The organism is Synechococcus sp. Cu2B8-bc1011, from assembly GCF_047302735.1.
Lineage (GTDB): Bacteria > Cyanobacteriota > Cyanobacteriia > PCC-6307 > Cyanobiaceae > Synechococcus_C.
The window spans coordinates 1,970,385-1,985,163 of sequence record NZ_CP138915.1; the positions used below are offsets into that span (position 1 = coordinate 1,970,385).

Here is a 14,779-nt window from a genome sequence, read left to right on the forward strand (position 1 = left end):
ATGCGCGTGCTCTTTGCCGCCGCCGAATGCGCCCCCATGGTGAAAGTCGGTGGGATGGGCGATGTGGTCGGATCCCTCCCCCCTGCCTTGAAGGCTCTGGGGCACGACGTGCGCTTGATCATGCCGGGATACGGCAAGCTCTGGTCTCGGTTGGAGATCCCGGCGGAACCGATCTGGCGAGGCCAGACCATGGGAACGGAGTTTGCGGTTTTTGAAACCCGTCATCCCAGCAATGGACTCACCATCTACCTGGTTGGTCACCCCGTCTTTGACCCAGAACGGATTTATGGCGGAGAAGATGAAGATTGGCGTTTCACCTTTTTTGCCAGCGCTGCAGCTGAATTTTCCTGGAACGTCTGGAAGCCCAACGTTCTCCATTGCCATGACTGGCACACCGGGATGATTCCGGTGTGGATGCACCAGGATCCAGAGATCAGCACCGTTTACACGATCCACAACCTCAAATACCAGGGCCCCTGGCGCTGGAAGCTGGATCGGATGACCTGGTGCCCTTGGTACATGCAAGGCGACCACACCATGGCTGCCGCCCTGCTCTATGCCGATGGCGTGAATGCGGTGTCACCCACCTATTCCAGGGAGATCCGCACCTCGGAATACGGCGAAAAGCTTGATGGGTTGCTCAATTACATCTCCGGCAAGCTGCGCGGCATCCTGAACGGGATTGATCTGGAGGCCTGGAATCCAGCCACCGATCGAGCCTTGCCCGCCACCTTCAGTGCCGATGATTTGTCGGGTCGCGCCCGCAACAAACAGGTGCTGCAGGAACGGATGGGTCTTGAAGTCAGACCTGATGCCTATCTGCTGGGCATGGTGAGCCGTCTGGTCGATCAAAAAGGCGTCGACCTGCTGTTGCAAGTGGCGGATCGCCTACTCGCTTATACCGACACCCAGATCGTGGTGCTCGGCACCGGTGATCGCGGCTTGGAGTCCGGTCTATGGCAGATGGCCTCCCGCCATCCAGGCCGAGTGTCCGTGTTCCTCACCTACGACGACGACCTCTCACGCTTGATTTACGCCGGCAGTGACGCCTTCCTGATGCCCAGTCGTTTTGAGCCCTGTGGCATCAGTCAATTGCTCGCCATGCGCTACGGCTGTGTGCCCGTGGTGAGAAAGGTGGGTGGTCTGGTCGATACGGTTCCACCCCACGATCCAGGGCAGGACAGCGGCACTGGCTTCTGCTTCGATCGTTTCGATCCCGTGGACTTCTTCACCGCCCTTGTGCGCTCCTGGGAAGCCTTCCGCCATCAAGACAGCTGGCGCGAACTCCAGCGAAGGGGCATGCGGCAGGACTACAGCTGGGCCCGTTCCGCTCTGGAATACGACCAGATGTACCGTGAGGTCTCTGGTCTCAAGGAGCCAGGCCCGGATGCTGCTGCTGTGGAACAGTTTTCCCAGGGGCAGGATGCCGATCCCTCCTTGGCCCAAGGCCAACATGGAGCCCCAACCAGTCCCCCTGAACAACCCAGCGAAAACCTGTCCAAGGGAGCCGACGACACACGCAACCCCCTGGCCAGACTGTTTGGTGGTCAGCGACGCTGATGCTGCAGGCAACCTCGAATGCAGGATTCCTTCCAACCGCAGTCCTCTGACAAACAAAGCGACCTACCGGCTCCTTACAACAGCCCGTGGAAGGCCCTAAGCCAAGACCTGAAGGCCGTTAGCGCTGATGTCCGTCTGCGCAGCCAAGAGATCTGGCGACGAAACCGCGAGGGAGATCTTTCGGTTCCAGCGTTCTGGCCCAAACAATGGACAGCACTGTTTTGGCCTGCGCTGCTGGGGTTCAGCCTCGCCGTGCTGATCCTGGGCGGGATTCAACTGCGTCAGGCCCTTCAAGGCCAATCGCCACCCTCACCGCCAGAGGTGGAGCGCGTCCGTACCACCGCCTTTCCGGAAGCTCGTCCTCTACCGATCACCACCAGCGTCGATGCCGATCTCAACAACCAAGGACTGGCGGAGGTCCCAACCGAGCAAAACAGCAGCAGGCCCAAGGAGCCAGACGAGCTCATAGCGGCTGAGGAAGCCCCAACGCCTGTCAGCGGGGATCATGAACCGCCCTCCGCAGAGACGGAGTCAGGTGAGTTGCTCGTTAATCCTCTCCTGGACCTTCTGGTTGAAGAAGGCAACACACAGAGCAGCCAGGGATCAGCTCTGATTGTTTCGGCCCAACCGCAACCGGAGCGGAATGCTGTGATTCTGCAAATCGATGCTGCCGCTTGGCTGCAACACTCTCCAGATCAACGCCAACAACTGGCAGACACCTGGTGGAACCGACTGGAAGAACAGGGTTACGCCGATTTGCGTCTCGTGAATGCACACCAAGAGCTGTTGGCACGACCCGCCAGAATTGGTGGGGGCATGATCGTGTTCGATCCAAAGAGGATTTGAAAGTGCTGGATCTGGCTGATCTCGTTTCGCTCTGGGGGCCACCGCAACGGGCTGATGGCGCCGTGCCCAACCTCCAACAACGCTTGGGCCGTGTCTGCACAGATAGCCGACTGCTCACTCCAGACGACTTTTTTGTGCCGCTCCGCGGTGAGCGCTTTGATGGCCATCGCTTCCTCGCATCTGCCACTGAACAAGGCATCCAGGCAGCCGTTGTAGCCCGTGATAGCGAGATCCCAATACCTCGGAATCTGTTGCACTGGACCGTGGACGACACGCTCAAGGCCTACCAACAGATGGCCTGCTTGGCGCGACGCAACCTCAACAGCGCTGTTGTAGCCGTAACCGGCTCCGCCGGTAAGACCACCACAAGAGAGCTGATTCGTGCCGCGCTGGCACCCCTTGGCGCCGTCCAAGCCAGTGTTGGCAACAACAACAACGACGTTGGTGTGCCGCTCACATTGCTCGGGGTAGACGAGCAGCACGCCGCTGTCGTGGTGGAGATGGGAATGCGCGGACCCGGTGAAATTGAACGCTTATCGCGTTGTGCTGAACCGGATATTGCTGTGATCACCAATATCGGCACGGCACATATTGGTCGCTTAGGCAGTCGAGAGGCGATTGCCGCAGCCAAGTGTGAAATCACAGCTGCCCTCTCACCAGATGGCCTTGTTGTCATTCCAGCTGGAGACCCTCTCTTGGATGCGGCCCTGGCCCAATGCTGGAGTGGTCGAGTGCGACGTGTTGCACTCATCGACGATGACAACACCACCACGTATGTCGCTGATGATCTCGGCGAGTACAACCCGCTGACTGGTCGCATCAGCCTGGGAAATCACTCCTACAACTGCCCCCTGGAAGGGAGGCACAATGCACGCAATTTCCTGTTGGCAATCGCCGTCGCTCACGCCCTCGGGGTTGAACCCTCAGACCTGGAACAGCTCGAGGTTGAAGTACCAGGGGGTCGCAATCGCCGACGGCAAATCGGCGCATTGACGATTCTTGATGAGACATACAACGCATCACCGGAAGCCGTATTTGCGGCGTTGGATCTCCTGGCGGCTCAGCCAGGTCGACGTTTTGCAGTACTCGGCACGATGCTGGAGCTCGGAGCAGACAGTGTTCGCTTGCATAAAGCGGTCATCGACCATGCCGCAACGCTGAACCTTGATGGACTGGTGGTTGTAGCAACCGGCGCGGAGGCCAAGGCCATGAGCGATGCCAGTTCAAAATGGCCTCGATTTCGACAGGTGGAGACCCCCGAACAGGCTGCAGAGCCTCTGATCGAGTGGCTCAGGCCTGGAGACACCGTGCTCTTGAAAGCGAGTCGAGGAATTGCTCTTGAACGATTGCTGCCGCTACTGCCACAGCTTTAGATCAGGCGACTCTCAGCGAATCTGACTGGCCTTCGCAGCGGATCAAATCGATCGCATGGGGATGATCATGGATATAGCGAATTTTCTCCATTGCCAAAACCCGCGCTTCAAAGGCATCGGCTGCATAAAAGCATTCTTCTTGGTAATCACTACTCGCATCGCGATAGCGAACAGTAAAACGCTTGTAATCAGTCATGGGACTAACAACCTGACGCCCCACGCTTACGCATCGATGAAGGAAGGCCAAGGCCATGCTGTGAAAAAAGTCTGTTGATTTAGCTCAGCCATCAACAAACCAGTGCTCAAGATTGAGCAGCCTTAGTGTTGCGGTCCCATCCTTCCTTGGTGAGTTGCTTCGCACGGCCGATCGCCAGGGAACCATCAGGAACAGCTTTAGTAATTGTGGATCCTGCTCCGATCGTGACATTTTTTCCGATTACAACAGGAGCAACCAAAACAGAATTGGCCCCCGTTTTACTGCCCTCACCAATCACGGTGAGATGCTTATTCGTGCCATCAAAGTTGGCTGTAATCGTGCCAGCTCCTACATTCACATTGGCACCTAATTCCGCATCACCGATGTAGCTGAGGTGATTCACCTTGCTTCCAGCAGCGATCACACTTTTTTTAATTTCAACAAAATTTCCAATCTTGCAGGAATCACCAACATGTGTAGCTGGTCGGATGTGCGCGAAGGGACCAATGGCAACATCATGACCAACGCGTGCATCGCGCACCACGGATTGCACAACCGTGACATCACACCCGAGTTGTGCATTGTCCAGCAAGCTACCAGGACCTAAACGGCAGTTATCTCCAATCCGGCAGGCGCCACGCAGATGGGTTTGTGGTTCGATCACCACATCAGAGCCAAAGCTGCAGTCTTCACTGAGGGTGCAACTGGCAGGGTCCACGAAGGTCACACCCTCATCCATCCAGTGATCACGCAAACGCTGTTGCAAAACGGCCTCACACTGAGCCAGTTGTCTGCGGTTATTGATTCCATTCACTTCATTGGGATCACTCACCTCCATCTGCATCGCCACATCTAAGAGCTGAACCGTGTCAGTGAGGTAAAGCTCGCCCTGATCGTTATCGGTGCTCAATTTCGGCAAAACCTCAGCAAGTTTTCCCCAGTTGAAGCAATAGATTCCAGCATTCGTGAGATTGTTGGCCCGTTGCTCATCGCTGCAATCTCGATGTTCAATGATTCCGCTCACCCGACCCTGGTCATCCGCAAAGACACGGCCATAGCCAGTGGGATCGTCGAGCCTTGCTGTTAACAAGGTCACATCCGCCTTGCTGTTGCGGTGAGTCCTCACGAGTGCATCGATCGTCTCTGCTCGCAACAGCGGGACATCACCATTCAGCACTAACAAATCACCCTGAAAACCCTTGAGAGGAGCCAACAACTGCTGAACAGCATGCCCTGTTCCGTTCTGCGGCTGTTGCAACACGAATTCGAGCCCGCCATTGGAGCTGAGCTGTGCTTCTACCCGCTCAGCCTGATGGCCAACGATCAACAACCGGCGCTCCGGCGCGAGATTACGGGCACTAGCGAGCACGCGTTCCACCAAGGTTGCGCCCGCCAAGGGTTGCAGCACCTTGGGTAGCGCACTTTTCATGCGGGTGCCTTTCCCAGCAGCAAGAACGGCAACAGCGAGCATGAGACGGGTGCAAGACCGGCGAAATCTACCGGCGAAACCTCACTCTGGGAACAGGTCAACACTGAACTGCTGAAGCCAGATCGCCACAAGAAACTTGGGGATCGAGACAAGAGCTCTGCCGGCACCTCCACCGCCGCTAGGCCTACGACATCAAGACCAAGGCCTAACTCTCAACGCTCAAACAGACGCAGGGCTCTAAATGAATCACAATCTGCAAACCCGTGAACAATGAGACATCACAATCACGAAGCGCAGTCAAAGATGGAATCGACACAATAAGCAAAGAGTCTAGATTAAAAAACACCGAAAGTCATAGCCACCATCCAACCGCAACAGAGAAGACTCGAATACAAAACAACGCAGCGATAACATGTTAAATTCAAACAAAACACAGAATAGAAATGCAAAACAATCTGGATTGCGAAATATTCATTGCCGGCCTGAAAGACCTAATCGACTGCGGCGATTACGGCACGAAAGAGCAATTGAGTGTTCTCAAAGCGTTCGCGCTCGGAATCTTTAACATGCCACTCGAGTCTTATAACAACCTCCAACCCATCAGCCAGCAGACATTAGGCAAGGCAGTGGTTGAGCCATTGACGCGAAGACGCTACATCCAATTCGCGATCATGCTTGAACTCTGCAGACATCCAAAATCACATCTACAACTGAGCAAACTGGAAGCATCAGCCGAATTGCTCGGCCTCGGTGGAGATGCTTTAACGGTATGCAGAACAATGGTCGATTCATCCGCACTTGAAGCAACTACTGATTACATCAGGCGCTACGAGCAATACTTTTTAGCCCTGCAGGAAAAGCATGGGGTAGAGACTTTTAATCATGAAGGCAGCCGCCAATATGACGAATCATTTTTCAAGACACTAGATGCATTTTCCAGCATGAGTGATGGTAGCTTGGGTAAGGAATTTTTCAACTTCTACGAGCGCAATGGAATGCGCTTGCCAAGCCGAACATCGATCAACCCAGGCTATTATGTATGCCATGACATGAACCATGTGATCACTGGCTACGAACCCACGGGTATTGGAGAAATTTGCCTAGGAGCTTTCAAATTGAGCATGAACGATTGTGATGCTAATTGGATGGCATCCATGACTAATTTTTTAATCCACGAAGCCGGAGTGTTCAAACCTGGGCATAGCGCTCAATATGAACCCGTCGGAGCCAATGGAGATCCATTTGATGGCCTTGATGGAAAACGGGGTGTGATGACCTTGAAGGGTGCTCCTGAAATGTTGGCTGACGCATTTGCAAGGGGATCAAAGTGCAACCGAGATTTCAGCACGATTGATCACATTGAAATGGCCACCATTCCCCTGAAAGAACTACGCGAAGAGTTCAACGTAACCCCTCCACTCATGAACGTTGCAGATGCAAGTATTCGCTGGTAAAAGCCAAACAACAAACCGCTCACAAAACAATTTCCAAGCATTGTTGGCGACTACAAAGACAATCTCAAAGTTCAATACATCGTTCCGTGAAAAAGACTCACATCGAGCTATCACTTGCTAAAAATGGATTAATTTTCATCAATCGGCTCAGGCCATATCGCCTGACATCCTGGATCTCGAGCTAATGCGACTGACTTCACTTGCTCCACATCCAGATTGCCAAGTTGATGGGCGTTCATTAAGAGCATCAAACGCTTTAAAGCCTGACGACCCTGATCGGCCTGGAGCCAACCCAGGCCGTAATAGGTGCATGTGGCATTCAGCCAACCTTGGGCCTCTCCGCGCAACTTGATCTCAAGATCACCGAGAGCAGGCATCGCGATGGATGGAGTGGCAGTCAGCAAACAAGTGGCAGCAACAACGATCAAAAGCTTGCGCAAAGTGAAGCCTCCCAATTCCTCAACATGGAGGCCGGAATTCAACACTCTGCCACTTTCGCTGCCAAGCACTGGTACTGGTGTGATGGCATAACGCCTGTTCTTGCTGGCGACGCTTCAAAATCAAAGGGGCACCATCCATGCCTGAGGGATCTCGGTAGGGGACAGCAGCACGCGTCTGCAGATGCTCTTCCTCCATCACGCTTAACTCGCGCCAACCAGCACCCATTTCGGGAACAGATTGATCGTCATCATTGCTGAGTCGCAATGCCATCGTTCCAGAACTCCACCCTGCACCTTCTCCTGGTTTGGGAAGAAGCGAGCGCAGCTCAAGACCGGCATGACGCAAACTGCTTCGCACTGCAGCTGCTCTGCAATAGGTCAACAACCGTCCACCCGGTGCAAGCAAATCTGCAAGGCTCTGCAGAAATTCCTCACTCCAGAGCTGGGGACATTTCCCAGGCGAAAAAGCGTCGAGAAGAATCAAATCCAAACGCAAACCCGTTGGTAAGGAGCGGAGCTGCTGACGTGCGTCTCCCCAGAGCATCTGAACAGACTGCTGGCGGCACGCATCCTGCCAACATCCCTGAGCAGAAACGGCTTCTAAGCAAGCCACAACATTCTTGGGCCAAAGGGCTTTAAAGCTCGGCTCAGCGAGGGCTAAGCGCAAAGGCAATCGATCGAGTTCTAACCCCCAACAGTTCAAGGCTGGACCGCCAACCTTGGGGAGAGCTGCCATCAATGCAGCCGTGTTGTAACCCAACCCAAAACAAACATCTAAAACACGTAAACAACGGCCGCTAGTAAAGCGATCGAGCTGGGCGGGCAGCACAAACTTGCTGTTGGCTTCTTCAAGGGCACCGCCAGAACTATGGAAGCTCTCAGCGAAACTTTGGCTATGCAGACTGAAGCTGCCGTCTGCCGTGAAGCGCGCACTCAGCACAGAACCATCAGCGACGCAATCTCTCAAGATCGTCCCAAAAAGTGGGGTAACTCACAGCCGCTGCTTCACTGCGGGTAAGCCTTGAATCACCCTCGGCCATTAAACCAGCAACAGCAAGGCTCATGGCAACACGATGGTCTGTCTCACTATCCAATTCAGCACCTTTCAGGGAGTGACCACCTCGAATCGTGAGGCCATCAGGATGTTCATCAATGTCGGCGCCCATCGCTTTGAGTTGCCGAGCCATCACAGCCAGTCGATCCGTTTCTTTGACACGGAGCTCTGCTGCACCGCTAATCCGACTTTCTCCATCACAAAAACAGGCTGCCACACTCAGGATTGGAACTTCATCCACCAAGCGCGGCATGATTTCTTCTCCAAACTGAAAGGCCTTGAGAGGTCCATGACTCACCTGAAGATCACCGACAGGTTCACCCGCAACATCGCGGCGATTCAACACGTCAATGGAAGCGCCCATCATCTCCAACACTTCAAGAATTCCCGTGCGGGTGGGATTTAAACCAACATTTTCAACCGTAATCCTGGCCCCAGGAACAAGGGCACCAGCCACAAGCCAGAAGGCAGCAGAACTGATATCTCCTGGCACCACAACATGCTGTCCCTTCAGCGTGGCGCCTGGACGCACCAAAATATGCCTACCCATCTCACCACCCACTTCAAGGTCAGCACCAAAAGCTCTAAGCATGCGTTCACTGTGATCACGGGAATGAGCTGGTTCGATCACACTCGTTGCCCCTTCTGCAGTCAGAGCCGCAAGCAGAATGGCAGATTTCACTTGAGCGCTGGCAACGGGTGTCCCAACCACAGCCCCCCTCAACCGTTGACCTTGAACAGCAAGCGGAGCCAAATTTCCATGATCCCGACCACGCACATCCGCCCCTAAAAGGGAAAGCGGATGTCCAACCCTGTTCATCGGCCGGCGACGGAGAGAAGAGTCACCAGTCAAAACGAAATGACGCCCCTCTCGGCCAGCGAGGAGACCCAGCATCAACCTCATTGTGGTTCCGGAATTCCCACAATCAAGAATTTCCGAAGGTTCTTCTAAACCATCAAGACCAACCCCCTCAATGGTCACAATTTCACCATTCTGAATAGGCGAAATCGTTGTCCCCATCGAGCGCAGACAGGCAGCAGTACTAATCGGATCCTCTGCTGGCAAGAGGCCCTCAATGGTGGTTCTGCCCTCTGCAATGGCACCGAAAAGCAAAGCTCGATGGGAAATAGATTTATCGCCTGGCACGCGGACAGAGCCACTGAGGCTTCCACCTGACTTCAGATCCCTTGGGGAGCCATTTGATCCCGACACCGTTGAAAAGCCTGTGGTTGATTAAACAATCCTATTGGCTCGATCTTCAAAGGCTCTGGCTTGTAGATGAAGTTGTCACCAACGCTTGGAAATATGCCCAGAAGTTCAAGCTGGAGAACGCATGGCAGGTAGCAGTAACAACTCAATCATCAACAAAACAGAGTGATCAATGTGCACAAAACAAGTAACCATTAAAAGCAAAGGGATAAACCCATAGGAGAAACAATGTTCTATTTAAAGAGGCTAATAGTGATCCAACGACCACGACTGGAGCAACAAAATCTGCCTTCGAATGCGCGATCATTTGATACAAACCTATGATTCATTTGATGAGCAGCGACAAGCAAGGCTTAGATATGGTATTCAGAATTGTCAGGCATTAATTGCATTGCCTCAAAAGGGGTCAGAGCTTAGATATCACATTCATGGATCTTGATGATGATGAGTGCAAAAGCTCCCATTTCATCAACATAGAATACGGGGTTGCACGGATCAGCCTCGTTTCAACAATCAATTCCGAGCTGTTTCCAATTGGTTTTTTTGGATCAGAATGGTTAAGGCTTGAAAGGGAAAGGCTTAGAGACTTTTCACTGCGACTGGAAGCATTGAACGAAGTCAAATTGAAAATCACAACAACTTGCGATTCCACAAAAAAAATAGATTCTATTTTCCACAGTCAATGGCTCCTGATATTATGCATGATCAAATCATCAAATCAGATTGAAATCCGTATTTGCCGATTAATCGCCATTTTGGTATTTTCATTTGGAAGAAGGAATAAAGAGAGCTACACGCTTCCGTTCGAGTTGAGCCATTCACAAATTGCTCTTTTAGTAGGCTGCACCCGCTCAACGGTCACACGACAACTTGGATTCTTGAGAGAGAAAGAACTAATCAGCTCTGATAAAAACAATTATGGAATCGTCGTGAGCGAAAAACTAATCGCACAGGAAGCAATATTTGTAGACCAACTGCAATTTAGCTAATCAACCTCGACCGCATCGACAATGACCACCTTTCCACTTTGAACATTTTGATTTCTTGCATCCTTTCTTCTTACTAAAAAGAGTGATAATTGAAAGTCTTTTTGAAATTTTTTCGATCCCAAGGCTTTCCTGTGAACCCTGAAGTCGCGCCATTCGAGCCATCTTGAGATTGACTCTCATTATACATGGTCGAAAGCGCACAAAATAAACATTGTTGCTTGACGAAACAGTCAGAAAAGTCAATAATCAAAATGTGCTTTTTGAATCAAAGGAATGTTCAATATGACGACTTCAAATTCGTCAATACAAATGGCAGGGGACGTTGCTCAGGGCCCAAACGGGCGTGCATTAGCCGAGTCCATGAATCCTGATTTACTCGGCGCAATCCAGCAACACATCTCGATCGAAAGGTATGCGTCGATCACCTATTTGGCCATGTCCATTTGGAGTGCGGAACGCGAGCTTGCCGGTTTCTATCAATTTTTCGACGGCGAAGCCAAAGATGAACAATCCCATGCAGTGCATTTCACCCAGTATTTAGTTGCGCGAAGTCAGTCCAACGATCTGCAAGCCTTGGATGCTCCACGTCAAAACTGGGACTGCTTAGCGTCGTTAATGGCAACAGCGTTTCAGATGGAAGCTGATACGACATCTTCCATCCAAAGCGTCTATGCCTTAGCTGAAAGAAACAGTGATACCAGAACAACCGTCTTTCTTGACCCGTTGATCGAGGCCCAAATCCAATCCGAAGATCAATTCGCTTACTTACTCGGACGCGTCAAATTTGCAAATGGTGACCCCACAGCACTGCTTGTCATCGATAACGAATTAAGAGCAGGTCAAACGCAGCGAGGATGACCTTAGCGTTGCTCGTTTGCTTTGTTCATAGAGCAAACGAGCGCCAAGAGTGAGTTGCTCCAAATTTAGAAGGTCGAAAGTCTCATAAATTTCAACGAGCCTGGTGTGAATTGATTCCAAATCATCTCTTAATCGCTGCTTGAGAGTTGGAGTAATTGACTTCATCGTTCTCTCTATCGCGATGCGTTGATAACTCGATAAAGACTCTATCTCTTTGCTCAAGGCCAGAACTAAACATTCACTTGAAATTCTTTCCATACCATTACCTAAAAACCGAGTGGACTGGATTCAATCAACCTCGGAGATAGCTTCATTGTGGCCTCTCCAGAGTTTGTCACCAACATTTCCCCATTGCGAAGCTTGGAAATCAAGCGTGTTGAAGTCACTCTTGTGGAACCAATCAGTTCACCAATGCGATCGTGTGTAAGGCGAAAAGGAAGGTTGCACCATTCTCCATATCGCTTACCCAACCGATTCACAAGAAGACTAAGCAAGGCATGTAAACGCTGTTCTGCTTGCCCTAAGTGACGGATTCGCAGCAGCTGCAAAGTCCACTCATTCACAGAGTCATAACCGTTTGGTGATGGCTCCAACGACTTGGTTTCGATTCTCAGAGGGGTCATGGCCTCGACGCAAATGCCATCACTGCACAAACAATCGGTGCGGAGCTGATCGCCCGTCTGCAAGAAAGCAAGGGTCATGCCTTCTGTTTCTTCACAAGGGCAATACACCCTGGCAATTCCCTCAAGCACATTTAATTTCATGCACTCACTGCGTCCGTGCGTATCAACAAGAACGGTTTGGCCGGTTGGGATTTGGATCGACGAGGTGGGGTCGTCAGGCAGAAAGCGGAAGCTCACGGAGGGGGTTAACGCTAATGAGAATTGATAGCAACATAAACGAAACAGGGGCTTTCTGCAATCGATTCTCAATAGCTATTGCTTGTTGATGGCGATTGTGTGCGATCTCGACCATTCCTGACCAAAAACCGCTGACTTTGCGTCTGATCACTGACGAATGCATCCCTACCTACGAGGGAATCGCGTCGCACCAGAACGAACGCAACCGCCACAAGCACTGCAAGAACAAGCAAAGAAGCTCTTAAAATGAAATTGGTGATGTTCAATTCTCAGATTGATTTGGGCGCCATTGTCTAGAAAACAGAATGAACCTGGGCTAGCAGGTATCAAATGACGTGCGCACTTGTGCTTTATGCCAAAAAGATATGTGATGAACAGGGGTATGGAAATGTCTTTTTTAAGTCGCATTTTTGATCAAGAGGAATTAAGTTTCCGTCGACGCATTTTGCGTCATCTTGTGTGAGGATCATTTTGAAACTTTTCCATCAACTGCTGGTGGCCCCAGCTGCCTTGGGCCTTTTGGCTCCTTTGGCTGCAAACGCCACTGAGCTCAACATCAACGGTGTGTCTGACTATGCCGCGACCTCTGCATTGAGCAGCCGCGAACAAGTCACCAGCATCACTCAGTTTTCCGACGTTTACCCAACCGACTGGGCTTATCAGGCTCTGAGCAACCTGATCGAGCGCTACGGCTGTGTGGCCGGTTACCCCAACGGCACGTACCGCGGCAACAGGGCAATGACCCGCTTTGAAGCGGCTGCTCTGTTGAACGCCTGTCTCGACCGCGTCACCGAAGTGACCGACGAGCTGAAGCGCCTGATGAAGGAGTTCGAAAAGGAACTCGCCATCCTCAAGGGCCGTGTTGACGGTTTGGAAGCTCGCGTTGGCGAACTGGAAGCCACTCAGTTCTCCACCACCACCAAACTGAGCGGTAAAGCAGAATTCACCATTGGTGCTACTTCATACGGCGGTGATAAAACCGACGATCTGCAGGACCCAGCAACTGGTGAATACCTAGGTGATACAGGGACGGTCTTCTCTTATCGCACCACCCTTAACCTGAACACCAGCTTCACGGGCAAGGACTTGCTCTATACCCGTTTAAGAACGGGTAATTTCGGTGATAACACCTTCTCTGGAAAGGGTTACACCGGAAAGCAAACTCAGATCGAAGCTTCCAAAAGCAGTGAAAACAGCCTGAAGGTTGACAAGCTTTGGTATCAATTCCCCCTCGGAAATGACTTCCAAGTCTTTGCTGGTCCCCTGATCGAAAACTACTACATGTTGGCCGCCACCCCTGGCGTGTATAAGCATGTCTTGAAGCAGTTCAAGCTCGGTGGCTACTACGGTGCCTATGGTGCAAGTACATCACCTGGCGCAGGTATCAACTGGATCAGCAACAGAAATGCTGATTACGGTGATGCCAAACTCAAAATTAGTGCCAACTATGTCGCTAAGAATGGTGCCAAGAGTGACCCCAATGATGGCGGTATCGCCGGTGATCGTTCCAAAGGTAAGTTCCTGAGCCAAATCGCTTACGGATCACCTCAGTGGCAAGTATCAGCAGCTTATGCTTACTCACAAGCTGGCATGACCGTTGGTGGTGCAGGTACTCCCGCTGGTCTTAACAAAGGAGGATATTCAGACGCCAATCAGTTCAACCTGAATGCTTATTACCAGCCCCTAGATAGTGGTTGGATCCCCAGCATCAGTGTTGGTTGGAGCATCACCAGCTTTAACCAGAAAGATGGCTTTAGTGACGGCGATGTCACCCAATCACAAGGTTGGCTAGTGGGTCTGAACTGGCAAGATGCCTTCATGCGCGGTAACCGCTTAGGTTTCGCAATTGGACAACCTCAGTTTGCGACTGCTCTGAAGAATCAGGGTAAAGACGGCAATGGTTATGCAGACGATGGCAACTATGCCATGGAACTGTATTACGACTTCCAAGTCACCGATAACATCACTGTGACTCCTGCTCTGTTCTACTTGAGCCGTCCTTTCGGCCAAGAAACTGGAGACAGCGCATCTAAAGGTGGGGCTGGTGCCGACCAGTTCAATACCTTTGGTGGTCTTGTGTTGACTACATTTAAGTTCTAAAACTTAAATTTCATCTCATCAAAGAGGAGGGTTTCAACCCTCCTTTTTTTGCGTTCAAATTTCCATTAAAAAAGGAGGGTCTCACAAGTCCCTCCTTAGAAGCTTAGAACAAGCTTCGTCTTACCAGCAATTCTCGCCCTCACCAATCGGAATACAAAGATTCTGCTCTTTTGCCTTTTCAGCTGCAGCCTTGGCATCAGCATCTTTCTTAGCTTCTTCATCAACATCTTGATCTGTCGACCATTCCTGCAGACCTCCACCAATCATGTCTTGATCTGCTTGAGCGGGTTCGACGATTGCTAGCTGACCTGATAGTGCAGCTGCACTAGCAAGAAATATTGAAAGGGCAGTCGTCTTTTTCATGAAATTTGGGTATACACCTTATTTTACTGAACACCAGGAAAGGGAGC

General features: G+C 51.6%; 14 protein-coding genes. 7 read left to right on the forward strand and 7 right to left on the reverse strand.

Annotated elements, in window-relative coordinates:
- Genes glgA through SIC18_RS10110 form a run of 3 tightly spaced genes read left to right on the forward strand, consistent with a single transcriptional unit; the run spans position 1 to position 3,779 of the window.
- Positions 1-1,560: a glycogen synthase GlgA gene (gene glgA / locus SIC18_RS10100; protein ID WP_413429531.1), complete on the forward strand. Its 1,560-nt coding sequence runs from the start codon at positions 1-3 to the stop codon at positions 1,558-1,560.
- An 18-nt stretch (positions 1,561-1,578) separates the two neighbouring features.
- On the forward strand, positions 1,579-2,406 hold the full coding sequence (locus SIC18_RS10105) for a hypothetical protein (protein ID WP_413429532.1): 828 nt from the start codon (positions 1,579-1,581) through the stop codon (positions 2,404-2,406).
- A 2-nt stretch (positions 2,407-2,408) separates the two neighbouring features.
- Positions 2,409-3,779 carry a UDP-N-acetylmuramoyl-tripeptide--D-alanyl-D-alanine ligase gene (locus SIC18_RS10110; protein WP_413429534.1) on the forward strand — a complete coding sequence of 457 codons (1,371 nt, stop codon included), beginning with the start codon at positions 2,409-2,411 and terminating at the stop codon, positions 3,777-3,779.
- Between the two features lies 1 nt (position 3,780).
- Here SIC18_RS10110 and SIC18_RS10115 read toward each other — a convergent pair whose 3' ends face one another.
- Both SIC18_RS10115 and glmU read right to left on the reverse strand, forming a co-directional pair.
- Positions 3,781-3,975, reverse strand: a complete 195-nt coding sequence (locus SIC18_RS10115; RefSeq protein WP_048348164.1) for a hypothetical protein — start codon at positions 3,973-3,975, stop codon at positions 3,781-3,783.
- A 106-nt stretch (positions 3,976-4,081) separates the two neighbouring features.
- Entirely contained in the window at positions 4,082-5,446 is a 1,365-nt protein-coding gene (gene glmU, locus SIC18_RS10120; RefSeq protein WP_048346592.1) for a bifunctional UDP-N-acetylglucosamine diphosphorylase/glucosamine-1-phosphate N-acetyltransferase GlmU, read from the reverse strand.
- Between the two features lie 401 nt (positions 5,447-5,847).
- Here glmU and SIC18_RS10125 point away from each other — a divergent pair, with 401 nt between their 5' ends.
- Positions 5,848-6,858 carry a hypothetical protein gene (locus tag SIC18_RS10125; RefSeq protein WP_413429535.1) on the forward strand — a complete coding sequence of 337 codons (1,011 nt, stop codon included), beginning with the start codon at positions 5,848-5,850 and terminating at the stop codon, positions 6,856-6,858.
- A 128-nt stretch (positions 6,859-6,986) separates the two neighbouring features.
- Here the strand turns inward: SIC18_RS10125 and SIC18_RS10130 are convergent, their stop codons facing one another.
- Genes SIC18_RS10130 through aroA form a run of 3 tightly spaced genes read right to left on the reverse strand, consistent with a single transcriptional unit; the run spans position 6,987 to position 9,565 of the window.
- Positions 6,987-7,340 (reverse strand): hypothetical protein, encoded by a 354-nt coding sequence (locus SIC18_RS10130; protein ID WP_413429536.1) that lies wholly within the window; start codon positions 7,338-7,340, stop codon positions 6,987-6,989.
- A complete protein-coding gene (locus SIC18_RS10135; protein WP_413429537.1) occupies positions 7,318-8,238 on the reverse strand; it encodes a tRNA (5-methylaminomethyl-2-thiouridine)(34)-methyltransferase MnmD in 921 nt (306 codons plus the stop codon). The genes SIC18_RS10130 and SIC18_RS10135 overlap by 23 nt, the downstream gene beginning before the upstream one ends.
- A gap of 7 nt (positions 8,239-8,245) precedes the next feature.
- Positions 8,246-9,565: a 3-phosphoshikimate 1-carboxyvinyltransferase gene (gene aroA / locus SIC18_RS10140; RefSeq protein ID WP_048346595.1), complete on the reverse strand. Its 1,320-nt coding sequence runs from the start codon at positions 9,563-9,565 to the stop codon at positions 8,246-8,248.
- Between the two features lie 425 nt (positions 9,566-9,990).
- Here aroA and SIC18_RS10145 point away from each other — a divergent pair, with 425 nt between their 5' ends.
- Both SIC18_RS10145 and SIC18_RS10150 read left to right on the forward strand, forming a co-directional pair.
- On the forward strand, positions 9,991-10,551 hold the full coding sequence (locus tag SIC18_RS10145) for a helix-turn-helix domain-containing protein (protein WP_413429539.1): 561 nt from the start codon (positions 9,991-9,993) through the stop codon (positions 10,549-10,551).
- A gap of 309 nt (positions 10,552-10,860) precedes the next feature.
- Positions 10,861-11,409 carry a ferritin gene (locus SIC18_RS10150; RefSeq protein ID WP_413429540.1) on the forward strand — a complete coding sequence of 183 codons (549 nt, stop codon included), beginning with the start codon at positions 10,861-10,863 and terminating at the stop codon, positions 11,407-11,409.
- Between the two features lie 266 nt (positions 11,410-11,675).
- On the opposite strand, the gene SIC18_RS10155 is transcribed toward SIC18_RS10150, so the two are convergent.
- Complete coding sequence (locus tag SIC18_RS10155) at positions 11,676-12,269, reverse strand: Crp/Fnr family transcriptional regulator (RefSeq protein WP_011619462.1); 594 nt, start codon at positions 12,267-12,269, stop codon at positions 11,676-11,678.
- A 471-nt stretch (positions 12,270-12,740) separates the two neighbouring features.
- Between SIC18_RS10155 and SIC18_RS10160 the strand changes: the two genes are divergently transcribed.
- A complete protein-coding gene (locus SIC18_RS10160; RefSeq protein ID WP_413429541.1) occupies positions 12,741-14,369 on the forward strand; it encodes an iron uptake porin in 1,629 nt (542 codons plus the stop codon).
- Between the two features lie 120 nt (positions 14,370-14,489).
- Here the strand turns inward: SIC18_RS10160 and SIC18_RS10165 are convergent, their stop codons facing one another.
- Positions 14,490-14,732, reverse strand: coding sequence for a hypothetical protein (locus tag SIC18_RS10165; RefSeq protein WP_413429542.1), 243 nt, complete (start codon positions 14,730-14,732; stop codon positions 14,490-14,492).
- Positions 14,733-14,779 lie beyond the last annotated feature (47 nt).